The sequence below is a fragment of the Paraperlucidibaca baekdonensis genome (genome assembly GCF_003387535.1).
Lineage (GTDB): Bacteria > Pseudomonadota > Gammaproteobacteria > Pseudomonadales > Moraxellaceae > Perlucidibaca > Perlucidibaca baekdonensis.
The window spans coordinates 539,564-563,405 of record NZ_QUNR01000001.1 but is presented as its reverse complement, the minus strand read 5'-3'; the positions used below and the strand labels follow the sequence as shown (position 1 = coordinate 563,405).

Below are 23,842 nucleotides of genomic sequence, written 5' to 3'. Positions count from 1 at the left end.
GCCGCCGCCGTGTGGCGCTCGGCGCGCGTCATCAAACTGCGGTAGAGTCGTGAAAATTTAATCGGGAGCCCGCCGTGACCACGCTGAACCTGCATCGCGTTTTGCCGCTGAAACGCTCATTGGCCGATGTCTTTCGCTACCTGCGCGACTTCGACAATATCGAGCAATGGGACCCGGGCGTGTTTACGGCCGAGCGCGACGACAGCGCGGCCTCCAGCTTCGCGCTTGAGCTCAATGTGTTGGGCCGCGCCGTGCCCATGCGCTACACGCTCGATGTCTGCGAGCCGCCATCGGCGCAAGGTCAGGCACGCCTCGTGCTCACTGGCGTTGGTGATGGCTTTACCGCTGTCGACACCCTAACGCTAAGCGCCACTGGCGAAGCAACGTGCACACTCGTCTACCGCGCCGACATCAGCACCGCCGATGTGCCCGGCTTACTCAAGCCCGTGCTCAATTGCTGGGGCGAGCGCCTCAGCAACGCCGCCATGAATGGCCTCAAAGCGGCGCTCGAAAACGACGGCCCGGCATCGCCCGGCATGGCCGAGCGCATGGCGGAGCGCTTGGTGCTACCGGGTATGATCAATTACACACGGCGCGGCTACCGCCAGATGCCCTCGCGTGGGCTGTCGCGCTATGTCGACGGCGCTAATCCTCAGCGCATTGGCATTAGCGGGGTGACCTCCGGCTTAGGGCTGGCCTGCGCGCAGCAACTCGCGCGCCTCGGCGCCGACTTGGTTCTGGTCGGGCGCGGCACAGATCGCCTCGCGCAAGCGGCGGCAGCGATTCGCCCGTGGGCCAGTCACGCCATTCGCATCGACTGCGTGGAAGCCGAACTCTCCAGCATCGCCGCCACACGAGATCTCGCCGAGCAGCTCATTGGCCTTGAGCTCGATGTTTGGATCAACAATGCCGGCGCATTATTTGACGAGCAAGCGCTGACCGCCGATGGCCTCGAGCGCACCATGGCGATCAACTTCGTCTCACCCGCATTGCTCACGCAAGCGCTCGCGCCTAGCTTTGCCAGACGCGGCGGGCGCATCATTCAAGTGGTCTCCGGCGGGCTCTACACACAAGGCATTACGCTCAATGACATGGCGTTTACCAATGAGCTATTTAATGGCCCGAAAGCCTACGCCCGCGCCAAACGCGCCCTGCTCGATGTCAGTCAGCATTGGGCGGAGCAATACTCAAACTTGGGATTGCACATCATGCACCCGGGTTGGGCTGCTACGCCCGGCGTGGCCAGCGCCCTGCCCGACTTCAACCGCCGCCTCGGCAAACGCCTGCGCACCCCGCGCCAAGGCAGCGACACCACGGTCTGGCTGGCCAGCCACCCGATCTTCGCCAATGGCCATTTGAGTGGCCGCTTCTGGTTCGACCGCGCACCGCGACCCACCGCGCTCGTGCCCGGCACCGCCACATCAGCGACTGACCGGCAGGTGCTACTTTCTTGGTATGAACAGCAGATTTCCAGCTAGTCGCGCGCAGACGCGCTTGCTACACTGCGCGCCTGCATTTCGGCACCTCGCCACGCATGCGGGCCTGTAGCTCAGTTGGTTAGAGCAGAGGACTCATAATCCTTTGGTCGTCGGTTCAAGTCCGACCGGGCCCACCAATTAAAACAACGAGTTACAAATACTCGTTTTGCAATCCTAAAGTCCAAAGGTACAATATCGGTACAGTGCTGCGGCGTGGCACGACTTTGGAGCACCCTCATGGCGACCTTCGTTAAGACAAATGCCGGAACTTGGAAGGCCCTAATCCGTAAGCAAGGCTGGCCGACCATCGTCAAGGTTTTCCGCATTAAACGCGATGCCGAGGATTGGGCAAGACGCACCGAAGACGAAATGATGCGAGGGGTTTTTATCCAGCGCACATTGTCCGAAAAGACAACACTGTCCACCGCTATAGCTCGATACCTTGCTGATATCACGCCAACAAAGAAGCCCACCACACAGCGCGCAGAGCTCAGTAAGTCAAAAGCGCTTATTAAGCATCTAGGCAAATATTCACTTGCCGCCATCACACCCGATATTGTGGCTAGCTATCGAGATACGCGCTTGGCAGAGCCATGCCGCGCAGGAACCACTAGCAATAACACCGTTCGCCTCGAGCTAGCTCTTCTTAGCCACTTATTCACCGTGGCGATTCAGGAATGGGGCTTAGGACTGACTTACAACCCAGTATTGGCTATCCGCAAGCCGAACCCGGGGCAAGGCCGTGATCGACGTCTGAGCGCCCAAGAAGAACGCAAGCTTATGGCGGCGGCAAAGGCTCACAGCAACCCTATGCTTGGCTGGATCGTGACGATAGCCCTTGAAACAGGCATGCGCTCGTCAGAAATTACCTCGCTACGGCGCAGCCAAGTCAATCTAAGCTCACGCGTCATTCGACTAGCTGACACCAAAAACAATACAGCACGCTCAATCCCCCTCACCCTGACTGCAACAGCCACTCTCAAAGAGGCGCTAGACAACCCAATTCGTCCGATTGATACCGACTTAGTTTTTTTCGGGGAGCCGGGGCGAGATAGTAAGCGCCGGCCTTACGCTTTTAGCAAAATATGGACGATCTTAAAGACTGATCTTGGCATGCCAGACCTTCGCTTTCATGACCTCAGGCATGAGGCCATTAGCCGCTTAGTGGAGGCTGGGCTTGGCGATCAAAAAGTAGCGGCTATTAGCGGTCACAAAAGCATGCAAATGCTCAAAAGATATACTCACTTGAGAGCCGAGGACTTGGTTTCGGAGCTGGATATGCTTACAGCACCGAGAAAGTAATGTATTTAATTAACAAATGACTGTAACTAATTATTTCAAAATCACTAAAAACTAGAAACTTTAATATCTTTCAAACATCTGATTCCAAAGGAAACCATCTATTTTTTCGGCGCTATAACTGTTGACGGTCAACAGTTATTTCCATTTAAAAACAACAAGTTAAATCAAGCTCACTCTTCCATTAAACTCGTAATTTCATTAGATTCCTCTGAAGCAGCCCAAGCCTTGCATCGTTTTACTCAAGGCCCAACCAATCGACTTAAGAGGAAAAAATCATGCATAAATCTATTTCATTGCTAGAAAAATACGGGCCGTTGATGACCGTTGATGATTTAGCCGAGCTCCTAACAAGAGTCCCGACGGGTCTGAGAGCATCGCTGAATCAAAAATCAAAAGTGGCTGATATTTTTAACCCTACACGCCTGAAAATTGGCCGTAAGTCTTTTTTTAGAACACATCAAATCATTGAGGTTCTGCAATTAGAGGAGCCAGCGCAATGAGCCGGAAAAGGATGCTGAGCGATAGCATATGGCATGACCCTAGGTTCATAAGCTTTAGCTGTACCGAGCTGCTATGCCTTACCTATCTTCATACCGGCCCCATGACCAATATGATTGGCATATACACGTTCATTCCAGCCAAAATCACTGCCGACCTGCACCTAGCAAGCTGCGCTGAACTATGGAGGGTCTTAAAGAAATTCGAAAAGCTCGATCTGGTGAAAATAGACAAAGCAAAGCATTACATTTGGGTAAAAACTTGGTGGTCTCATAACAGCGCATCACAACTCGGTAGCATCAAGTTTCGGTATGCTACCGCCGAGCAAATCATGTGCGTCCCTAGCCAGTGGCATCAAGAGTTCTGGTCGGTATTCTCGAAGCTACAAAAGCCGGAAAATCTATCATGGTTTGATAGCCATAACCTGAGCCCATGCTCGCCTGAGCAGGCCAAAGAGCGAGACCTCCGAGTACTGGATGACACTGAGCTCACCACACACAACGAAATCAAGAAAACAGCATTTCGCCTGAGCTTAGTCGATGCCACGGCTCTTCAAAAACAGAATATTGATCCTGAAATTGCACAGTCCAAGCCCAATGCCGCAGTAAGCCCGAAGCGCATAGCCGAAAGAAACAAAGCCTTCAAAATAATGAATGAATCAGGGCTCACTCCTCAGGGGCTTGAAAACGTCTTTAAAGCGTTTACTGAAGCCAACGCAACAGGAAGGATCAAAAACCTGCCAGCCTATGCAATATCTTTGGTCGCCGCAGAAAAAAGTGGGCAGCTAGGGCAAGCGCATTAGTCAGAATATAGCGCCAACCCTCAGCAGTTTGACGACACGAGTCACTCCAACCGACAGCAGGCACTACTGACTTCGAGGCAGAACGAAGAGATTCGGGCAAATCCAGCCCTACCAGCTACTCGCAGCCAAATATACTTGCCATCAATGCCAAGTTTCATGCACAAACTCCATGCGCTAAGCATAAGTTATCATCATAAATAACAATGACATAGCCAACATTACGCGCTAGCCATAGGGTGACTAGTGACGCATACGTATGAGCTTCAATGTCAAATTACACGCTTTTGTAACTAGCAATACACGCTGCCTACAACCATGCAGCCAACTCACTGAATAGAAAAATTAGTCATAAATAACATATAGATAGGGGGCTAAGCCCACTAGACTTCTAGTGACTAATGACGCGTATTTGATGGCAGCTAAAGCCCAAAATCCACGCTTTTCAATGTCAAATTACACGCACTTCAAGCAGCCTTATATCGCATCGCTAACTCAGCGATATCTTATCGATAAGATATCGATATCATGGCCGGTAACTACAACTACAACTACAACTACAACTACAGTCAAAGCTATAGAGATAAAGACAACAACAATGACGAGAGCTCTGTGGATAACTTCAGCGACAAACCACCACTACGCATCCACTAGAATTTTGCTTAACGCGATGTTGATGTAGTAGTTACTGCGCCCAATTTTCTGCTTTTCAACAAAGCCACCCTCAGCCAAAGCATCCATGTACTTTGTTGCCGTGAGCCGCGACACCTTAAGATCTCGCTGCACAAACTCGATCTTGGTATACGGGTGCGTAAACAGATTGTTGATCAAGTCTTGACTGTAGAACCTATAGCTCGCGCGAATACGATGCTTGTAATCAAATATAGCGGCCTTGATTGCATGAATGGTGTTGATTGCCTGACCTGCTGTTTGCTCCACCGCCTCAAGCATATACAGTACCCAAGCCTCCCATTGGTCGTCATCTCTAACAGCCTGCAACAGCGTGTAATAGTCCGACTTCGTACGAACGATATGGCGCGATAAGTAAAGTACAGGCACATCTAGCAAGCCTTCCTTCACCAAATACAAAACATTTAGGATGCGACCAGTACGCCCATTGCCATCATAAAATGGATGAATGCTCTCGAATTGATGATGCACCAGCGCCATCTTTATCAACGGATCGATATCAAAATCTGTGCTGTCATTTATAAAGCGATCAAGGTCGCCCATTAGCCGAACAATTTCATCTGGGTGTTGAGGCGGACTATAGATCGTCTCGCCTTTACCATTCTTCAGAACGGTGCCGGGCAAACGTCTAAAGCCAGCTTGGTTATGTTCAAGCTCAGCTTGCACCTCGACAATGTGATTGGTTGTGATGAGCCCCGTGCTGACCACCAGCTCATACCCACGCCCAAGAGCCTGACGATATCGCTGCACTTCTTTCGCCGCAGGATTAGCCACGAGGGATAGCTCAGCTTCCTCCTTGAATAGCTCATCGTGTGTAGTGATGATGTTCTCAATCTCCGAGCTATCCTTGGCTTCCTGCAAACCTAATGTGTTTATCAAGATGCCCTGATGAGGAATGGAGGCGGCAACCCCTTTCAACTCCGCTAATTTTCGACTGCTCGCAGCAAGCCGCCGCAGAATAGCGGGTGTGTCAAAACGAGTCGGCGTCAAACTCTGTAGGGGCTTCATAGGGATATGCGGATCCAAGTTGTCATGTATTAAAACAAGCAAACTTTAAACACATCGCCATCCATATGTATAGAAAAACCCATTTTCTATACATATAGTCACTGCATGTTTCGTGCTTGCTCATCACCTATAGCAATCGCTGACCCTCGATTCAGTAAGGATTTTTTCGTTGACGAAAAAATCTTTGAGGGTGGAGGACTAGTGCAGGATAGGGTTTGGACTGGTTATATATATGCGCCCTCTTTATGGCAAACTTGAAACTGTGTTCAGAATTAGTTGGCCACCACATGTCGTCCTGCCAGTTGACTAAGTGTTTAAAAGGCCTTTGAAAAGGAATTGTAAATAGATGCCAACCTTACGCTGGTTGACCCGAGACGATGATGTGCGCGCCTCCGAAAAAGTGCCTTACCGCCTGTTAGAGGAGGTGCCGAAACTTGGTTATGGCGACCGCAATGCGGGCAATATGCTGATCCAAGGCGATAACCTAGAGGCGTTGAAGGCACTGCTGCCCTATTACGCGGGGCAGGTGAAATGCATCTATATCGACCCGCCCTATAACACTGGCTCAGCCTTCGAGCATTACGACGATAATCTGGAGCATTCGCAATGGCTGGCCATGATGTGGCCTCGGCTGGAACTACTGCGGGAGTTGCTGGCTGAGGATGGATCGATATGGATCAGTATTGACGACCGTGAAGCGCACTATCTGAAAGTAATCATGGACGAAGTGTTTGGACGAGATAATTTCCTTGCCAATGTAGTTTGGCAAAAACGGTACTCACGCGAAAACAGGGGGGTCTTGGGCGATGCACACGAGCATGTGTTGGTCTATGTGAAAGACGAACCACAGTTTCGTTTGCGTGCAAACCGAATACCGCTCGATGAAAAACAGGCAAAAGTATACCGCAACCCCGATAACTCCAATGAGACTGCCCCCCAAAAGCGTTGGCGTGGCCTTCCTATGACGGCGCAAGGCTTCAGACCCAATCAAATGTACGAAATTGTTGGGCCAGACGGCAAGATGCATACGCCGCCTGAAGGTCGCTGCTGGTCTATGATCGAGAGTGAGTTCAAGAAAAAACTTGATCAAGGTCGCATTTACTGGGGCAAAAAAGGTAATGCTGCACCAAGTGTTATTCGATTTTTGTCTGAGGTCGAGGGCATCGTCCCCTGGACGTGGTGGCCTCACGACGATGCCGGCCATACAGATGAATCAAAAAAAGAAAGCATCAAACTGTTTGGTGGTAACAACACTGCTGACACGCCTAAACCAGAGAGGATGATGCAGCGCATTTTTCAGATTGCCAGCAACCCCGGCGACCTCGTGCTCGACTCTTTCCTCGGCTCCGGTACAACCGCCGCCGTCGCGCAAAAGATGGGGCGGCGCTATATCGGAATCGAAATGGGCGACCATGCTGTCACTCATTGCGCGCCGCGCCTGCAAAAAGTAGTAGATGGCGAGCAAGGTGGAATTTCTAAGGCCCATGGCTGGCAAGGTGGCGGCGGCTTCCGCTTCTATCGCCTAGGTCCGCCGGTCTTTACTGAGAACGGCCAAATTCAGTCCGATATTCGCTTCTCTGTGTTGGCTGCCCATATCTGGTTTGCGGAAACGGGCAGTCCATGGTCGGAACCTCAGCCTCTGACTCCGTTCCTCGGGGCGCAGGATGGAAAAGGCTATGCGCTGCTTTACAACGGCATTCTTGGTGATAAATCTGTCTCTGGCGGCAACGTGCTGACCCGCAAGACGCTGGCTGTGATCCGCGAGGCACAAGGCGACCTCATCGGCTCACTGACCATCTACGGCGAGCGCACGGCATTGTCTGACGCCACACTTCGGTCTGAGCGGATCGAGTTCAAACAAACCCCTTATGATGTGAAGGCGCGCAAATGAAGCTAAAAACATATCAGCAGGCCTCGCTAGCGACGCTGAGGAAGTTTTTTGAAGAGGCGCGGATTGTTGGTGCCAAGGCGGCTTACGAATCGATCACAGCCGAACCGCAGCTGGCTAAGCGCCTGAAGGGCTATGCGACAAGCTACAAGCCGATCAAGACGCTGCCTAGCGTGCCTTATGTTTGTTTGCGTTTGCCCACGGGCGGCGGCAAGACCATCCTCGCAGCGCATGCGATTACTGTGGCTCAGGATATTTGGGTCGAGAAAGATTTCCCGCTGGTGCTGTGGCTAGTGCCAACAAACACGATCCGACTGCAGACAGCTGAGGCGCTGAAAAATCCGCGCCACCCGTATCGGCAGGTACTGGACGAGGCGTTTGAGGGTCGCGTGCGCATTTTTGATATTGGCGACTTCACTCAAATTACGCCGCATGACCTGAGGTCGAACCTTTGTGTTGTGGTCGGCACGATCCAAACGCTAAAGGTGAGTAACACGGACGGTCGCAAGGTCTACGCCCATCACGAGATGCTGGAAGGACACTTTAGTGCTGTGCCACCGGGGGCTCCGGGACTAGAGCGCAACGATGATGGCCCAATGAAGGGCGATATTCGCTTCAGTTTTGCCAACCTCATGCACCTGCATCGTCCGATTGTCATCATGGATGAAGCGCACAAGGCGGGCACAAGCCTTAGTCATGATGTGTATGAGCGAATTCATCCTTCGGCGATTATCGAGTTCACCGCCACTCCCAAGGGCTTCAATAACATCCTTCATTCAGTGACAGCTCAGGAGCTGAAAGATGAAGAGATGATCAAAATGCCTGTGGTGCTGGATGAGGCCGAGACATGGCAAGGTGCGGTCAACTCCGCAATTTTAAAGCGCGCGGAGCTGCAAGAATATGCGGATCGTGATCGTGAGGGCTATATCCGCCCTATCGTGCTGTTCCAAGCCCAGAAGAAAGGCGAGGAGGTAACGGTCGATGTGCTGCGTAATCATCTGATCGAGAACGAAAATATCGATCCGAATAAAATTGCCGTGGCGACCGGCGCGCAGCGTGAGTTGGATGGAATAGATCTGTTCAAGCCTGACTGCCTGATTGAATACGTCATCACTATTGAGGCGCTAAAAGAAGGCTGGGATTGTTCCTTTGCCTATGTGTTCTGCTCGTTGGCCAACATTCGTAGTTCGACCGATGCGGAGCAGCTTTTGGGCCGTGTATTGCGAATGCCCTACGCGCAAAAACGCAAAGAGCCTGCGCTGAATAAATCGTACGCCAAACTGGTATCGAAGCAGTTTGCTGAGGCTGCTAACAGTTTGCGCGACAAGCTGATCGATATGGGCTTCGAAGAGAGCGAAGCAGAGGCAAATATTGAGGCAGAGCAGCTGGGGCTGGATGATGGGCTGTTTGGGCGGCAAGTGCGCCAACGCCCCACGATGACGGTTGAGTTAGACGCCTCAGAGGCTGAACGCAAGGAGATCGGCAATAGCGCGTCGGGCAAGATCAAAGTTTCGGCGGGCAGTGACGGAAAAACCCTGATCGAATTTACTGGCGTTCCCAAGCCCAAAGAAGAAGAGCGCTTGTTCCAAACGACCCCAAAGCATCTGCAAGCCGTGCTGCGCGAGAAGCTGGACGAGTTTAAAGCCAAACATGCCGATGATCTGGCGCCGGCCCATCGCGGGGAAGAGTTCACCGTGCCTCGCCTGATGACGTACGTACAGGATGAGCTGGTATTTGGCGATACCGATACTCTAATGGAATATCACGACTGGTCACTGGCTGATCATCCAGCGCGGCTGACCATGACCGAGTTCGATATTGTCGAGACGACCAACACCTTCGAGATCGACCTTGACGGCAATCGCTTATCGATTTCGGCTGGGGATAGCGCTGATCAGCTTTCACTGGATATTGCGGTAGAGGGTTGGACAACAAATGTTTTGGTTCGCTGGCTTGATGGGAAAGTACGTGATCAATGGATCGGACAGGTGGAGCTACTCGCTTGGCTAAGCGATGTGGTGAACCATCTGAATCGTGAGCGAGATATCCCGTTATCCCAATTGATGCGTTGCAAGTTCATTCTGGCGCGCAAGCTGAATGACAAAATTCGGAGTTTCCGTCAGAAGGAGCGCGATAAAGTCTATCAAACGAATCTGTTCGGCCCAGCGGCCCGCGTAGAAGTCTCTTTCGATGAAGGCATACGTTTCTTTGACGAAATGTATTTCGACATACCCAAGTATCATGGCAAGTACAAGTTTAAGCGCCACTTCATGGGGCAGGATGAAGTTCCAGCTTTTGACGGTAAGGACGGCGGCGAAGAGGTCAATTGCGCCCTTGCCCTGGATGCCTTGCCTGACCTGAAATACTGGACCCGAAACGTGAGCAGACATCGCAATTCGTTCTCCCTACCAACATCGACCGACAAGTTTTATCCAGACTTCGTAGCGGTCATGGATGATGGCCGCTTGTTGGTAGTCGAGTACAAGGGCAAGCAATTGTCACCTGACGAAAGTCGCGATAGCCGCGAAAAAGAGCTGATCGGTCAGCAGTGGGCCAGAGCCTCAGGTGGCAAGGCCGTATTTGTTATGGCGACGATGAAGCAGGGTGATCCAAAAGAGGTTAGATCTCAAATTGTGGAGGCTCTTGCGCACTAGTGATGAGCCTCGTGCTTACGAGCTTCCTGAAGCAGCCACCTCTTAACCATTATCGAGTAAGTTTTTTCGTCAACGAAAAAATCCTTGAAGAGGGCAAGCTATTGCAGGATAGGGCTTGTGATATTAATCTAGATATTTGGTCTGCTTAGCACACATAAGGCCATCGCAACCACCCTGTTTCGAAACACTTAATCTGACGGCTTTGACTTAGCTTTCTTTTCAAGTTTTTGCAGTTGAAACTTATTACACCACATAACTGAGGGATAAACTAAGTTGGGCATCAGGAACCGCTATTCACGAGACTCATTTGTGAAATGAGCCCATATCAACTTGGTCGACGCTATGAGCGGCTTCTATTTTTTAGTGGCCCGCTAACTCTCGTGGCTATTTTTGTATTGCTAATTGCTTTCACATCAACAACTCAGAACGAGCGAGTTATCGCTAAATGCCTTGATCTTGCCGTTAGTACGCTAAAAACAAACGATGCGCTACTAACAAGTACGTGGGTCGAATATCAGGCAGAAAAAAATAAATCAAAATATTATGTCAATGCGTACAAATACGAACTATCCAAAGTTTGGATACCTATCAGTATTCATTCAGGCTGTTATACCGATATTGATAAGTTTTTGGAGCAAGGCGCTGACACCAATCCACGAGACTTAGCAACGTCTCTTTCTAAAAAAGCAGTAGATTTAAAAAATACCCCCTTACAATTCTATGGCATAGAAATTCCTGATAAAGCAGACATAGGAGTATTTAGCACACGGATTAAAATTAAATTTGACTCCTTGGCTATTGCTTTACAAATATCACTAGCCCCTATTCTAGTAATTTGGCTAGGTAGCTTGTACAGCACAAGGTTTCGAGAATCTTTGCTAATTGGCAAAGCATCTCACATTTATTTTATGTTTCCGCATCTAGTAAATTTGTATCCGGCAATTGACATACCAAGCCTTCGTAAACGCAGTCTCATTGCATATTGGTTTCCACCTGCAATGATTATTTGTATCATCTACACACTGATTAGGCTTTTGTTGATTTCCTTCATTGTTGGACCTGTAGTTGTGTGCTACTTGCTAAGCCTTTATTTGCTGCCCATCAGTAGTATTGGGTGGGTATCGTTCACCTCTGGTGCACTCGTTATATTATTTTTCTTCTCAGTTTTAGTAGTTGAATGTCTTCCATGGCACGCTTTGAAAGTATTTCCTGGCGTCATTTCAAGATGACCCACAACAAGCACATCATCACCCTTATGTACTTACAAATTTCCTGACACAGCTACTTAACCCTTATCGAGCGTGATTTTTCGTCAACGAAAAAATCCTTAGGGGTGAGAGACTATTGCAGGATAGGGTTTGTACTATAAAAGTATACTTATCATCGCTAACCATCCCGTCTGCGCACCCACCGTCTGGTCTCGAGAGTATTTGAGCTCAAAGCGCGACTGAAGATGAGAGGCGTCGCGGATATTGATCACCAGAATCAATTTAAAGGACTATTTTTAGATGCCAGAAATAGATGCAGTGCTACTGATTGACGCCAATAAGTACTTGGACCTCTATCGCACAGATAAAGGTCGCAAGTTACTTGCGCCTTTAGCCGAGCAAGCACCTCATATTTTTATTACGCAGCAGATCGTTGATGAGGTGCAGCGCAACAAGCTTCGTGCGGCAGCGGACTTCCTGCGTACAAAGAGCCAAGGAATGAAATTTCATGGCATCAATATACCTGATCATTTTTCCGGATCCGCGAGTGGCAAAAACCAAGAGATTCTTGGCCACATGAAAGGCATAAATAAATCTGTAGTGGCCGTGAATGCTGAGATAGATACCTACACTCACGAAATAATGACACAGGTAGCTGAATCAAATGATGAAGTATCGAAAGCTTTGGCTCCTATCTTTTCAAAAGCAGCTCAAGCCACTCGCGATGAAATGAGGCGAGCTCGAGCACGAAAAGAAATTGGAAACCCTCCAGGAAAGGCAAACGACCCACTTGGTGACGAAATCACATGGGAACAGGTGCTAAGCCATTTCGCTGGTAAACGACAACTTTGGATCATTTCACGAGACAGTGACTATGGCACCGCATTTGGAGAATCCTTTTTCCTAAACAGCTTCCTGAGAGCTGAGCTTGCAACGATTGCTAATAATCCAACCGTGCATATATTCGAGGATTTAGTTGAAGGGCTTACCCACTTCGTCGAGACAACGAAAGTTGATGCCATCATAAAGCTCAGCCCAGAAGAGTTAACAGAAATCGCAACTGAAGAAAGGTCATTACTGCCAGTAGACTCCTCACACCCGCAGTCACCTCTATTTCATTCTGAGTTGTCGCTGGCTGCGTTGCAGCGATTCATGGAAGCAGTAAAGCCCAGCGCCGAGGTGCGACGCCTTATGGAAGCAGCAAAGCCCAGCGCCGAAGTGCAACGACTTATGGAAGCGGCAAAGCCCAACGCCGAGGTGCAACGACTTATGGAAGCAGCAAAGCCCAGCGCCGAAGTGCAACGACTTATGGAAGCGGCAAAGCCCAACGCCGAGGTGCAACGACTTATGGAAGCGGCAAAGCCCAACGCCGAGGTGCAACGACTTATGGAAGCGGCAAAGCCCACCGTTGAGATGAAACGGCTTATGAGCGCAATGATGCTTCCAATCCAGAAACCCAAGGATCCGGACAAGTAGTTATTTCATAGGCTTTGAAAGCACGCTTTACCTTGATGCTTAGCAGGCTGGACTTCATCTCCTTTTGTAGACAGGTCATGATGAATTTGCTGAAACAGCGAGCGCTACACAATATGATTTTTTCGTTGACGAAAAAATTCTTCAATATGGAAGACTAGTGCAGGATAGGGTTTGTCATATAAATGTTGACCAACTTGCTCGCATCTACCTCCTCTAACTTCCAAACAAATCATAATGACCTCCCTGAAATCGGGAGCGCTACATGGAACGCAGTCGACTAAATACCAAGTTCAAATCTGAGACAACCAAGCATTGGCCGACTATTTGCTTAATGTGACTTTTTCGTTGACGAAAAAACTCTTGGGGTTAAGGGACTAGTGCAGGATAGGGTTTAGTATATAAATATTTACCGGTGTAATGCTCACCAAGTCTCGCAAAGTAGATGACTAGCAAAGATACTGCAAAGCTGCGGTATACATTAAATGTTGATTGCCATGGAGGCAGACTTTTGAGCGCCGAATTTCACCTCAGTGCAACCCCAGAGGAGGTTAATCTCTGGCTAAGTAAGCGAATGCCTCTTCAGCCATCAGACGAAATGTTGAGAGCTCGTGTCGAACTAAGAGCAGCCCTCAAGCATCTCAAGCCAGATCCGGGACACATCTTGTCAGCAGAGTACTTCTCAATCGATGATTCGTTCTTCGATGTTGAAAATGTGCTTATCTACAACATCGGAACAGGCACTTTTCGAGACGCATCGCAAAATGGGCTTCGCTTTCTACGACACAGGCAGCGGCCAGCGCCTACTCCAAGCGGCAGCGCCTTTCCGTACCTTCACCGATATCGTCTTGTACCTTCACCCGCTTCACTGAGCGAACATACATTTCATTTCGAAGTCCCACGACTGACCTCGACACTAAAGCCTCATAACATCTGGTGGCATGCAGCCGACGCTCTCTGCACTACGCCAGTCACGATCAATGACAAATTCTCATTGCATCTTGAAATCACAACAACTACTCCAGTCGTAAATGTCGCCGCGGTTCTAAAGCCACTATTAGATGGCGTCATTTGTGCTCTACATAGCGACATCAGACCAAATAAAGAGGTAGTACAACGGCTTGCTGCGAAGTGCGGATGGGATCCAGCTCTCGTAGCTCAGAAGCTCCAAGAGCCTAAGCTTCCTTTTCTTGGCGACAAATGCCTCATTGAACCTTATCGGGACTATGTGAAATGGGCCCCGGATGATCACCTATGTGAGTCCTGCACTGTTGTTGTGATGAGAGGGACGGAGGCTCGCTGTAAAGTCGATATACGCAATCATGAAAGTAAATCGGCGTAGACACTCTTTCTAAATGAAATTTTTTCGTTAACGAAAATTCATGAGTTGGAAAAAAAGCAGGATAGGGCTTACGCGTATGATGACTGGTAGTTGCTGCTTTAACAGCCTAATGGCATGCTGAGCGTAATAGACTTAAAACACTGTTGGTCGAGGATGCCGCCAAGCTGCTGAAAAGCCGGACCTCTCCAGCCGCAACATAACCATGGCATAAACTAAATTAGAGACAGTGCATGTCGAAGTCGGCTAAAACTCTACAGTACCTTAATGTGGTCTTGGCTCTTGCACTGCTATTTGGCGCAGCATATGTGCTATGGCTCGTTGTGACCCAACTACTGAAGTTTTTGAATAACGCGAATCCGTCTTTTTCAGCAGCGGTGGTTGGCGCCATGGCCACCGCACTTGTCGGCCTCGGTGGCGTACTTTATACCCAAGCACAAATAAAAAGACGGGATATTGAGGATGCCCATAGATCGCGAAAGGTAGAAATATACAAAGGATTTCTTGATGTTGTAGCAAGAGTAATGGCCAAAGACAATAAAAACGTATCTCTTGAGCCTATATCTGATCAGGACCTTGTTAATTTCCTTGTCGAATTCAAATCAAATATAATACTTTGGGCCTCCCCGAAGGTCATTAATGCTCAGCTAAACTTCGAAAAAGTTTCTAGTTCTGATGGAAACTCGCTCATAGCTGTGGATCAGCTTTATAAAGCCATTAGGGAGGACATTGGTCTCAGCAATCGAGGGCTAGACAAGCATCAGCTAATTAAAATGTATCTAAATGACCCTGACGAAATGGATCGCGCGAGTGCATCTAATAGTTCGCTGCAAAAAACATCTTTAACTGGGCGCCATGAATAAAAATTTAGCACCATCCATCGAAATTTAGCCAAATAACAATACAGGAACATACATGATTGCTTTAGCCATGTTTAACAATAAAGGAGGTGTAGGAAAAACAACCCTAACCTGTAATATTGCCTCATATCTTGCAAAGAAGAAGGGCAAAAGAGTGTTAGTCATTGACTGTGACCCTCAATGTAATGCCACTCAATTAATAATGGGTGAGGAATACGCAGCAGAGTTATATTTTTCTAAAACAGCCTCAGGCGCAACAACAACTATTAGCGATATTCTTCGGCCAATTGAGGATGGTGACTCAGATATAGAAAATTCAGTTATTCCTATAAAAAGCTCCGATAACCGCTTTGGCGTTGATTTAATTCCCGGCCATCCTTCATTTTCAATTATCGAAGACAGACTGGGAGCGGCTTGGCATGAGCTATTGGGAGGCGACATTGGCGGTATTAGAAAAACAAACTGGAATACCTATCTTAAAAGAAAGCTTTCAAATAATTATGATTATGTACTTTATGATTTAGGCCCAAGCTTAGGCTCTATAAATAGAAGTGTACTTATCGGATGTGATAATTTTATGACCCCAATGGGGACGGATATTTTTAGCATTCTAGGCATTAGAAATATTTCCACATGGTTACAGTCATGGGTAGATAGATATGAAAATGGCCTAAGACTTTGCGAACGCAATTCCGCCGGCAGATTAAAAGCCTTCAAGCTTGATGACACACTGCCCATAACCTCTGGGTATATTGGATATACTATTCAGCAATATATAACAAAATCTAAAAGTGGCGTGCGAAGGCCAACACGCGCATATGAGCAAATTATTAGTAATGTTCCTGATGAAATAAAACAATCTTTATCTAGCTATCTGTCGACCGGCATGACTATTGATAATGTTCAACTTGGTGATGTCCCCCATTTATACAGCCTTATCCCTTTAGCGCAGTCAGTTTCATCTCCACTTTTCGAATTAAAAAGCGGGGATGGAATTGTAGGCACGCAAGGAAAGCAGAAAGATCAATATGAGGAGATCCTCGGTACGATCTGCTCAAACTTGATCAGCAATATAAATTTGGGACAATGAATATGTGGCCTGGCGCATTAGTTGAAGAGTTAGCAGCAAGGCGTTGTATTATTTTTTTGGGCGCTGGAGCATCCGCAGGCTGCATCAGTACAGACACGCCTCCAGTATCTCCCCCAAATTGGTTGCAATTACTTGAAGGGCTGAGAGATAGCTCTCGTGACCCTAGTTACTGTCATATAGTCGACGATCTCATCGCCAAAGAGAAGTTTCTTGATGCAGCAGAGGTTTTACTTGGTGGCATTAACTCAGCTGATTTTGCTAGCTATATAAGAAAAGTGATGGCAGCACCACGCTTTCAGCCGTCATCGACCCATAAAAGTGTTTTGGCTATAGACCCAAAAATTGTAGTAACAACAAACTATGATAGCATATATGATAATTACTGTCGTAGCGGTCAAGAGCAAGGGCTCTACAACATATGCAAATACTATGATAGTCATTTAGTTTCAGACTTAAGATCCCCTGTTAGGCAAGTTATTAAGGCCCATGGGTGCATAAGTGATCCTGCCAAAATTGTACTTACAAGGTCTCAATACTTTAAAGAGCGGCAAAACCACCCAAATTTCTATAAAGTTCTTGATGCCTTATTTTTAACAAATACATTGTTTTTTGTTGGGTACGGCCTTTCGGATCCTGACATTCAACTATTGTTAGAGAATTCAAATATAACATATAAAAACTCTCATCCACACTACGCTTTAGTTTCTTCAGGCATGAATGAAGCAATTAAGAAAGCCTATAAAGAAGCCTATAATATTGACTTCATTGAGTTCCCCGCAGGCAATTACTCGAAGGCTGATGAAATGCTAAAAGAACTCCAAGCACAGGTAACTCACCGACGTGAAAGCAATCCAGCCTAGCGCTAGCCAGCCCCTTTTTGGCTACGATCCTACCTGATTAGCGCATAGTTCATGAGCCCAACTGTATAACTTAAAATATCAAGCAGGACTTCATCCGTTTAAGCAGGCTTATCATGGCGTCTAAATTAGAATAAATGAAAACTAGCACCCTCCTCTGGCCATTAAACTACCCACTCAATCAAAATTGATTTCGTGCAGCGAGGTACAGTAAAGGTACAGTGCCCAGTTGCGCAATATTCCACGAAAGCTCTCAAAAGTCGCCAAAGCTATGATTCCAAATGACTTATATGCACTGTACTTTTCACTAAATTAGACCAAGTTCTCAATAGTTATCAATAGCTTGCTCATTTGCCGACAGACTCATAATCCTTTGGTCCTCGGTTCAAGTCCGAGCAGGCCCACCAATTTCCATCGATGTAAATTCACATCTGATTAAACAATTTTGCGCTAACTGATAGCTCGCAATAAAAAAAACCACAAACAGGCAACTGTTTGTGGCCAAGCTCACACACTCATTCAACGATAACTGTGCTGCCCTTAGCGCTCAGTAATGATGTCGCGATGCATTGGGGCGAGTAGCGCCAGGATGTCGGTTTGCAGCGCAAACGGCACCTTGGCGGCGTTGAGGCTGTCGACCAAGACTTCCACGAGTGCGTTGAAATGCGCCTTGGTGATGACCATGCCCGCATGCGATGACTTCATGTCGCGACCGCTGTAGGTGCAGGGCCCACCGGTGGCCTCACAGACCTGCTCGGTGAGCAAGCCCGCCAGTCGATCGGCATTGGTGAACTTAAATTGGTCACCAATACGCTCGTCTTGCTTGAGGCGCTGAACAAAATCATCCATGACCGTACGAATGGACTCTTTACCACCCAGCTGGCTGTATAAAGTCACTGGCTCGTCGGCCATGGCCAAGACCGGACTGAGCGCCAAACCCATCATCAAACACGCGGCTGTTAATAGTTTTTTCATGACCATGACTCCTTAAAAAGTCAGCTGAGCTGAGACATAAAAACCGGTTTGATCGCGGCCCTGAGTGGTGGCAGGCACGATGCGACCGAAGTCCACATAGGCGGCGGTGAGCGACAGATTTTTGCTAGGCGCCCAGGCGATAAACAGGTCTTTCCAGCTATCGGCGGCGAGACCATTACCGTTGGGCGTGTCAAGGCGCAAGTTATTGGGCATGAAGCGGTATTCCATGCCCACCGCTAGGTCGCTGCGAATGAGCTTGGCCACGGAGAACTCGGACATCAGCTCGTAGTCATCGTTGGCATTGCCGCCAAAGCCTAGGAAGCCATTTTGATTGGCTTTGGTGGCGCGCAGCGTGGCATTGACGAGCAAGCCGGGCTTGAGAAACAGCTTGGTGGCGGAGACGTAGACATCGGTGCCGGTATTGCTGGCGTCTAGGCTGCGCAGCGTTGGCGATAACTCGCCAGCATCGAGGCGTTTATGCTGCACGCCAACCGACACCGCTGGCATTAGGCTATCGGCATCTAAAATGGCATCGCCAAATAAACGCACTTTAGCGCCAACAATGGTTTGTTTCAGATCCAAGCCCTGCGGACCCACCAAGGTGCGGCCGGTGATGCCGGTATCGAGAGTTTGATGCGCGAGTGAAAACTCGACGCGCTCATGCCAGCCGGCCATTACGCTGGCGGTTTCAATGCGGTAGTCATCGGTATGGCCGTAGGATAAATTAGCGGCGAAACCGAGTTCTTTTTCCGTGGCTTGCGTACCAATCATGGCCCATGGCGTGATGCCGCCACCCGCCGTGCCCTCGGCACTGCTGATGCCGCCGGTGAGCACCAGTTTGCCCATGCTGGCCTGCGCGATGGGAGCATAAGCTGCCGACAAACTCAGCAATGCAAATGCGTGAAGGCGCAATACATTTTTCATCACAACCACCCCCAATTGGCTTTTTCCATTGAGGGTAAATTAGGCGTGATGCGTGCAAAAATAATCGGCCATCTAGTGGATAAATATATAGGCCATATGGCCGATATATTACGTTCGAGCCAAATAGAATTCGGGCGCGACTCTGCCCATTACTCGATCGTGACAGAACGCCCAATAGCGGGCAGTGTGGCTGGCACCAATGCGTCATCCTGCCAACGCAAAACGCGATACGTCGCTAAGCTGCCCGCATGAAAGTCATAGGCAATTTGCACGGGCTGGCCATGCGCATTGACACGCTCAATGCTGATTTGCACGTCGTCGAGACTGACGCGATGCCCTGCCGCAAAAGCGTAGGGCTGACTGGCGACACCGGCAAAACCATGCGCTGAGTGCACACGCAAACGGTCGGCCGCTAGGCGCTCCAACGTAAATGGCTGCGTGGCATCAACCAAGCCTCGAACACGTACGAGCGTTGGTCTTTGCCGACTAGGCTGCGCGCCCAGCGACAACGCCTGATTCTTAAGCAGCGGAAAGGTCACGCTGCCGATATAGCTTGGGCTACTCAGCACTAAGACATGACTGGCCTCACCGTGTGCAGGTAGCGCCACAGTTTCGCTGTCCATCGCCGCATCTAGGGCTTGCGCAAACTGCGGCATGAGCAAAAACAATAAGGGGCTGAGCAGCAAATGTATGACCAACAAGCATTTAGCAAAAACTTGCGTACGCTTTAATGGCGCCGAGTCGCGTGAGCTACCGTAGGCCTGCGCAATATACATCGCCACCAGGCCCAACGCGCCAAAACTGACGTACCACAATGACCGACTAACCGGCGATGAGGCAGCAATCGGCAACGCGGCTATGACCATGCCGAGCGCAAAAAATCGCGCCATCGGCGATTGCTTAAGCAAGGGACGCAATAACCACACCAACAGCGCCAGAAGCCCAGCGATCAAGCCCATGGCCAGCCATCGCAGCGCATCAGGCAGTGTTGGCAGTTCGAGCGCGCCAAACACCTCCACCGGCGGCAACGCTAACTGGCTAATGAGATAGGCCGGCGCGCGGTAGAGCAGCTTCTCCATAAACAGCAGCGGCTGATGAGCAATATCAATATAAAAGCCCGGGCCAGACACACCGTAGCCTTGGCTGAACCAAAAGCTTATCCAGCCCAGACCAATGAGTGCATACGGCAGCAAGCGCAAGATACGCTTGGCGGGCGAATGTTGGGTCAACAGCAGCTCATGGGCGAGTAAGTAGCCGGAGATCGCCAGTGCCGCTTCACTCGCGGCCAAGCTCACGGCAAAAAGACCGGCGGCAATCACCAACATCCAGCGCGTGCCGCGACGATGGCAATGCAAACACAGCAGGCTCAATATCATCGCCACCAAGACATTACGGTTGCACAACCACGCCACCCCCGCCGCATGACCGTAGTCGACGGCAAACAATAGCGTGGCTAGCACAGCAACCCAGCGCAGTGGCAGCAGCTGCCGATAGAGCATGGCAACCACGCCTATCAGTGCGCCATACCAAGCTATCGAATGCAGATGCATGAGGGCAAAATTGTCTGGCCACAGAGCATAATCGAGACGAATAAGCAGCTCACCAATGGGTCTAAAAAACTGCACTTTGGCATCGTCCCAATGCCACCACGGCAAAATGCCTGATGTCATGCGCGCTTCTGTTAGCGGCGAGCCACGACTAAAAAAATCAAATAAATTACTGTCAGGCGCCGAGTACATGGCGATGCGCTGCACGTAGTCATCGAGAAATAACCCACTGCCGAGCATCGGCAAGCATAGGATGAGCGCCACCACGATCACCACACGAAAAGCGTGACGATGGCTTAAGACATACTCTAGCCGCATTGATCACTCCGCGCTGCCAGCGCTGTTTGCATGCGCACTAAAATCACCACAGCGCTATTAGCGGCCAAATACGAAAACCACGGCAGGCAATACGCCACCACCCAAAAATTTTCGCTAAGCGCATAAACAAAGTCATCTTGGCGCTGATAGCAGAGGAGCAATAGCGGAAACTGCACAATAAAAAACACCGCACCAATGAGTGGATAGCGGTGCACACGGTTTGTTCGCAGCGCCTCAAGAACCGCGTGATAGCGCGCATGATTGTGACGCGCGGCAATCACCAGCATGTAAAGCAGCGCAATCGGCAAGCTCGCATCAATGAGAAAGCGCCCGCCGCCCTGACTGCCTCCCGCATAAGCAAACGCGGTGTATCCCGGCCATGAGGCAAAAGCGCTAGGCAGTGCCAAAACCAACACCACTAAGGCAAAGCTGGAGAGAAAAAAACCGGGAAAGAGATCGTAGGGGCGCAGTACGCGATAGGCGCAGAGATCGGTTAAGAAACGCCACATGCTCGCCCACATCAAACCGCCTCACCAAAACGCTTGGTTAAAAAGCTCACCAAGGCCGCCTGACGGCCGTCGCTTGATAACAAGCGAGGTAAGTTAATCACCATATTGATTTGGCCATTGAGCGCGTATAGCACCACGAAGGCATTGCCCGGCATCGGCGAAATACAAAAGTCGTCAGCCGCAAAAAAGCACGCGTCAAAGGCGCTTAAATCGACCGGACCCATATTGGAAATAACAGCGGTCTCCACGGGTTTCCGCGTGGCAAAATTGCGTAAGCGCCGGCCCAGCAAAAAATCAAACCAGCGTAGTGGCAGCCAGCGCAACACAGTATAAATCGCCGGATACGCAAGCTCACGGCGCGCGCGTAGTTGCTCGCGCAATTGCGTATCGAAGTCTGCCGCCGAGGCACCTTTGTCTAAACGCACAAACAGCATATTGGCGAAATTCGCGCTCGTTACCAGACCAGGCACGTGTTTGCGCAAATCCACAGGCACGGCAATACGTACCGGCACCTCACTGAATTGATGTGCAAATTCGGCCAAGGCCTGAGCAACCTGCGATAGCAAGCGTGGCTGAAGCGGCCCGAAGCGCAGCCGACACCAGTCATCGCCCGTGAGCGCATCGGGCGCAGGCTCTGTTAGCGCGCAGGTGTCGTAGGGCTGCTGTGGCGTGGGTTGAATGGCTGTGGCGCGCATCAGATCGGCATCGCTAAAGGCCGCGTTATCGCCTAGCAGTGCCTCGCCGCGTAGTGCGCGAAAAAGCTCATGGAGCAAATGCATGCCGCCTAAGCCATCCATCACCGCGTGAAATGAGCGCAAGATTAAGAGGCCTCGGCCCGCGCGTTGCGGCGCCCATATAAACTCAGCGCATGGCCCATCACGCAGCGATAATGGCGCATCGAGGCATTCCGCGCCGTCGCTGGACAGGCCATCCCATAGACAATGCTCAAGCACGCGCAGACGGGGTAGCGGGCCGTCGCTGAGCCAGCGAGAGCGACCTAAATAACCATGCCAACGTAAGCGCAAAACAGGATTAACCGCCGCAACACGGGCGATGGCCTGGGTCAGCAATTCACGGTCACTGCCACCATCTGTGCCCCGCTTAAGGCTCCCACGCAAAATGAAAAACACCATGCGTGGCGACTCCAATGTGTGCCGGCTGGCACCCACGCTGGCATGGTAATACTCCGAGGCACTGACGGGCCTGTCGATGTATTTTAGCGGGGTTAAAGCAGGCAGTTTGGCCAAATAATCAGCCGAATCGGAGGGCATTGACGATCTCCAAGCGGGCGGCACGAATGGCCGGCAATACGCCGCCCAACACACCCATCAGAATAGAAAAAATCATGACTTGTAGTGCGATAGTCGGCGTCAAAATAAGTCGAAACACTACTTCAGAAAACGTCTGAATATTGGTGGTGGATATCTCAACCAATTGCATGAAGCTCGCCAAGCCGAGGCCAATGGCCCCCGCCAACGCACCCAGCAGCATGGCCTCCTGAATAAACGCACTAATGATGTTCATGCGCTGAAAGCCGAGCGCCCGCAAGGTACCAATTTCCTGCGTGCGGTTAGCCACGCTGGCATACATGGTGATCATCGCGCCGATGATTGCACCGATGGAAAATATCAACGTAATGGACTTACCCAAAATCTCAATAAAGCCCGACATCTTCTTCGACTGGTCGGCATAAAACAGCGACTCACGGCGAATATCCACTTTGATACTGGGCTTCTGCGCCAAGGCCTCAGCGAAGGTCTCGAAGCTATTTGCATCACGCAGGCCAACAACGAGCGAGGAGTATGACTGCCGGCGAAAGGCCTGCATCATCTGCTCGCTATCGGCCCAAACTTCGGAGTCAAAACCACTGGAGCCGGCGTCAAAGACGCCAACAATGCGCCATTCACGCTGACCAAAATTGAGTACACCGCCTAGCCGCAGGCCCAATTTGCCGCGCGTTAAGCCTTTGCCAATGATGACTTCCGAGGATCCCGGCCGGAAGCTACGACCCTCCACCACGCGTATTTGCTCGCGCATGCCAATGCCCACCGGCGTGGTGCCATGCACGACAATATTGGCTAAGCCCTCGCCATCTTGGCGCGGCACATTGACCAGCACGATAACCTCACGCGACACCATCGGCCCCTGGCTGGGATGACTGGCCAAGCCCGGCAAAGAGGCAATGAGATTGGCCTGCTCGCGCGTTACCGTGCTTTGCACTTCGGTTTGCGAACCTTGGCGAATGATAATGACGTTATTGTAGGAGCCGGTGCCGGCCAAGGTATGGCGCAAACCTTCGGTCATCATGAGTACGGTGGCAAAGACAAACACCACCAGCGCCATGCCTGTTGCCGTTAGCAGCGTAGTAAGTTTGCGCGCCATGAGATTGCGCGCGACATAGGAAAACGACAGACCTGTGCGCATG

General features: G+C 50.2%; 18 protein-coding genes and 1 tRNA gene. 12 read left to right on the top strand and 7 right to left on the bottom strand.

Annotated features, from left to right (window positions below; translation table 11 throughout):
- Nucleotides 1–74 precede the first annotated feature (74 nt).
- From DFR26_RS02630 to DFR26_RS02610, 5 genes are all read left to right on the top strand, one after another.
- On the top strand, nt 75–1,478 hold the full coding sequence (locus tag DFR26_RS02630) for an SDR family NAD(P)-dependent oxidoreductase (RefSeq protein ID WP_116207375.1): 1,404 nt from the start codon (nt 75–77) through the stop codon (nt 1,476–1,478).
- Between the two features lie 60 nt (nt 1,479–1,538).
- Nucleotides 1,539–1,615 (top strand) — tRNA-Ile (locus DFR26_RS02625).
- Between the two features lie 100 nt (nt 1,616–1,715).
- Nucleotides 1,716–2,780 (top strand): site-specific integrase, encoded by a 1,065-nt coding sequence (locus DFR26_RS02620; protein ID WP_116207374.1) that lies wholly within the window; start codon nt 1,716–1,718, stop codon nt 2,778–2,780.
- A 275-nt stretch (nt 2,781–3,055) separates the two neighbouring features.
- Nucleotides 3,056–3,280: a hypothetical protein gene (locus tag DFR26_RS02615; RefSeq protein WP_116207373.1), complete on the top strand. Its 225-nt coding sequence runs from the start codon at nt 3,056–3,058 to the stop codon at nt 3,278–3,280.
- 101 nt (nt 3,281–3,381) lie between these two features.
- Nucleotides 3,382–4,080, top strand: coding sequence for a hypothetical protein (locus tag DFR26_RS02610; protein WP_147300256.1), 699 nt, complete (start codon nt 3,382–3,384; stop codon nt 4,078–4,080).
- 636 nt (nt 4,081–4,716) lie between these two features.
- On the opposite strand, the gene DFR26_RS02605 is transcribed toward DFR26_RS02610, so the two are convergent.
- Nucleotides 4,717–5,775: a Fic family protein gene (locus DFR26_RS02605; protein WP_116207371.1), complete on the bottom strand. Its 1,059-nt coding sequence runs from the start codon at nt 5,773–5,775 to the stop codon at nt 4,717–4,719.
- 346 nt (nt 5,776–6,121) lie between these two features.
- Here DFR26_RS02605 and DFR26_RS02600 point away from each other — a divergent pair, with 346 nt between their 5' ends.
- The 7 genes from DFR26_RS02600 (at nt 6,122) to DFR26_RS02575 (ending at nt 17,147) form a co-directional block, all read left to right on the top strand.
- On the top strand, nt 6,122–7,666 hold the full coding sequence (locus DFR26_RS02600; RefSeq protein ID WP_116207370.1) for a site-specific DNA-methyltransferase: 1,545 nt from the start codon (nt 6,122–6,124) through the stop codon (nt 7,664–7,666).
- Nucleotides 7,663–10,317, top strand: coding sequence for a DEAD/DEAH box helicase (locus tag DFR26_RS02595; RefSeq protein WP_116207369.1), 2,655 nt, complete (start codon nt 7,663–7,665; stop codon nt 10,315–10,317). The genes DFR26_RS02600 and DFR26_RS02595 overlap by 4 nt, the downstream gene beginning before the upstream one ends.
- A gap of 380 nt (nt 10,318–10,697) precedes the next feature.
- Nucleotides 10,698–11,546: a hypothetical protein gene (locus DFR26_RS11020; protein ID WP_147300255.1), complete on the top strand. Its 849-nt coding sequence runs from the start codon at nt 10,698–10,700 to the stop codon at nt 11,544–11,546.
- Between the two features lie 279 nt (nt 11,547–11,825).
- Nucleotides 11,826–13,001, top strand: a complete 1,176-nt coding sequence (locus DFR26_RS02590) for a PIN domain-containing protein (RefSeq protein ID WP_116207368.1) — start codon at nt 11,826–11,828, stop codon at nt 12,999–13,001.
- Nucleotides 13,002–14,570: 1,569 nt separating this feature from the next.
- Nucleotides 14,571–15,200, top strand: a complete 630-nt coding sequence (locus DFR26_RS02585; RefSeq protein WP_220375688.1) for a hypothetical protein — start codon at nt 14,571–14,573, stop codon at nt 15,198–15,200.
- 52 nt (nt 15,201–15,252) lie between these two features.
- Nucleotides 15,253–16,287 carry a ParA family protein gene (locus DFR26_RS02580; protein WP_116207367.1) on the top strand — a complete coding sequence of 345 codons (1,035 nt, stop codon included), beginning with the start codon at nt 15,253–15,255 and terminating at the stop codon, nt 16,285–16,287.
- Nucleotides 16,288–16,289: 2 nt separating this feature from the next.
- A complete protein-coding gene (locus tag DFR26_RS02575) occupies nt 16,290–17,147 on the top strand; it encodes an SIR2 family NAD-dependent protein deacylase (RefSeq protein WP_181898959.1) in 858 nt (285 codons plus the stop codon).
- A 537-nt stretch (nt 17,148–17,684) separates the two neighbouring features.
- Here the strand turns inward: DFR26_RS02575 and DFR26_RS02570 are convergent.
- From DFR26_RS02570 to DFR26_RS02545, 6 genes are all read right to left on the bottom strand, one after another.
- On the bottom strand, nt 17,685–18,119 hold the full coding sequence (locus tag DFR26_RS02570; RefSeq protein ID WP_220375687.1) for a group I truncated hemoglobin: 435 nt from the start codon (nt 18,117–18,119) through the stop codon (nt 17,685–17,687).
- A 12-nt stretch (nt 18,120–18,131) separates the two neighbouring features.
- The gene (locus DFR26_RS02565) at nt 18,132–19,043 is read right to left on the bottom strand and encodes a DUF3034 family protein (RefSeq protein ID WP_116207364.1); all 912 of its coding nucleotides are present in this window, start codon (nt 19,041–19,043) and stop codon (nt 18,132–18,134) included.
- Between the two features lie 149 nt (nt 19,044–19,192).
- Nucleotides 19,193–20,908 (bottom strand): hypothetical protein, encoded by a 1,716-nt coding sequence (locus tag DFR26_RS02560; RefSeq protein WP_116207363.1) that lies wholly within the window; start codon nt 20,906–20,908, stop codon nt 19,193–19,195.
- Nucleotides 20,899–21,417 (bottom strand): hypothetical protein, encoded by a 519-nt coding sequence (locus tag DFR26_RS02555; RefSeq protein ID WP_147300254.1) that lies wholly within the window; start codon nt 21,415–21,417, stop codon nt 20,899–20,901. Before DFR26_RS02555 ends, DFR26_RS02560 begins: the two co-directional genes overlap by 10 nt.
- Before the next feature lie 11 nt (nt 21,418–21,428).
- A complete protein-coding gene (locus tag DFR26_RS02550) occupies nt 21,429–22,688 on the bottom strand; it encodes a hypothetical protein (protein WP_116207361.1) in 1,260 nt (419 codons plus the stop codon).
- Nucleotides 22,669–23,841: an ABC transporter permease gene (locus tag DFR26_RS02545; RefSeq protein ID WP_116207360.1), complete on the bottom strand. Its 1,173-nt coding sequence runs from the start codon at nt 23,839–23,841 to the stop codon at nt 22,669–22,671. The genes DFR26_RS02550 and DFR26_RS02545 overlap by 20 nt, the downstream gene beginning before the upstream one ends.
- Nucleotide 23,842 lies beyond the last annotated feature (1 nt).

What these genes read in the sequence shown, in the direction of transcription:
- DFR26_RS02620 (WP_116207374.1), top strand. Translation starts at nt 1,716, where the DNA reads ATGGCGACCTTCGTTAAGACAAATGCCGGAACTTGGAAGGCCCTAATC.
- DFR26_RS02615 (WP_116207373.1), top strand. Translation starts at nt 3,056, where the DNA reads ATGCATAAATCTATTTCATTGCTAGAAAAATACGGGCCGTTGATGACC.
- DFR26_RS02610 (WP_147300256.1), top strand. Translation starts at nt 3,382, where the DNA reads ATGACCAATATGATTGGCATATACACGTTCATTCCAGCCAAAATCACT.
- DFR26_RS02605 (WP_116207371.1), bottom strand. Translation starts at nt 5,775, where the DNA reads ATGAAGCCCCTACAGAGTTTGACGCCGACTCGTTTTGACACACCCGCT.
- DFR26_RS02600 (WP_116207370.1), top strand. Translation starts at nt 6,122, where the DNA reads ATGCCAACCTTACGCTGGTTGACCCGAGACGATGATGTGCGCGCCTCC.
- DFR26_RS02595 (WP_116207369.1), top strand. Translation starts at nt 7,663, where the DNA reads ATGAAGCTAAAAACATATCAGCAGGCCTCGCTAGCGACGCTGAGGAAG.
- DFR26_RS02590 (WP_116207368.1), top strand. Translation starts at nt 11,826, where the DNA reads ATGCCAGAAATAGATGCAGTGCTACTGATTGACGCCAATAAGTACTTG.
- DFR26_RS02585 (WP_220375688.1), top strand. Translation starts at nt 14,571, where the DNA reads ATGTCGAAGTCGGCTAAAACTCTACAGTACCTTAATGTGGTCTTGGCT.
- DFR26_RS02580 (WP_116207367.1), top strand. Translation starts at nt 15,253, where the DNA reads ATGATTGCTTTAGCCATGTTTAACAATAAAGGAGGTGTAGGAAAAACA.
- DFR26_RS02575 (WP_181898959.1), top strand. Translation starts at nt 16,290, where the DNA reads ATGTGGCCTGGCGCATTAGTTGAAGAGTTAGCAGCAAGGCGTTGTATT.
- DFR26_RS02570 (WP_220375687.1), bottom strand. Translation starts at nt 18,119, where the DNA reads ATGAAAAAACTATTAACAGCCGCGTGTTTGATGATGGGTTTGGCGCTC.
- DFR26_RS02565 (WP_116207364.1), bottom strand. Translation starts at nt 19,043, where the DNA reads ATGAAAAATGTATTGCGCCTTCACGCATTTGCATTGCTGAGTTTGTCG.
- DFR26_RS02560 (WP_116207363.1), bottom strand. Translation starts at nt 20,908, where the DNA reads ATGCGGCTAGAGTATGTCTTAAGCCATCGTCACGCTTTTCGTGTGGTG.
- DFR26_RS02555 (WP_147300254.1), bottom strand. Translation starts at nt 21,417, where the DNA reads ATGTGGCGTTTCTTAACCGATCTCTGCGCCTATCGCGTACTGCGCCCC.
- DFR26_RS02550 (WP_116207361.1), bottom strand. Translation starts at nt 22,688, where the DNA reads ATGCCCTCCGATTCGGCTGATTATTTGGCCAAACTGCCTGCTTTAACC.
- DFR26_RS02545 (WP_116207360.1), bottom strand. Translation starts at nt 23,841, where the DNA reads ATGCGCACAGGTCTGTCGTTTTCCTATGTCGCGCGCAATCTCATGGCG.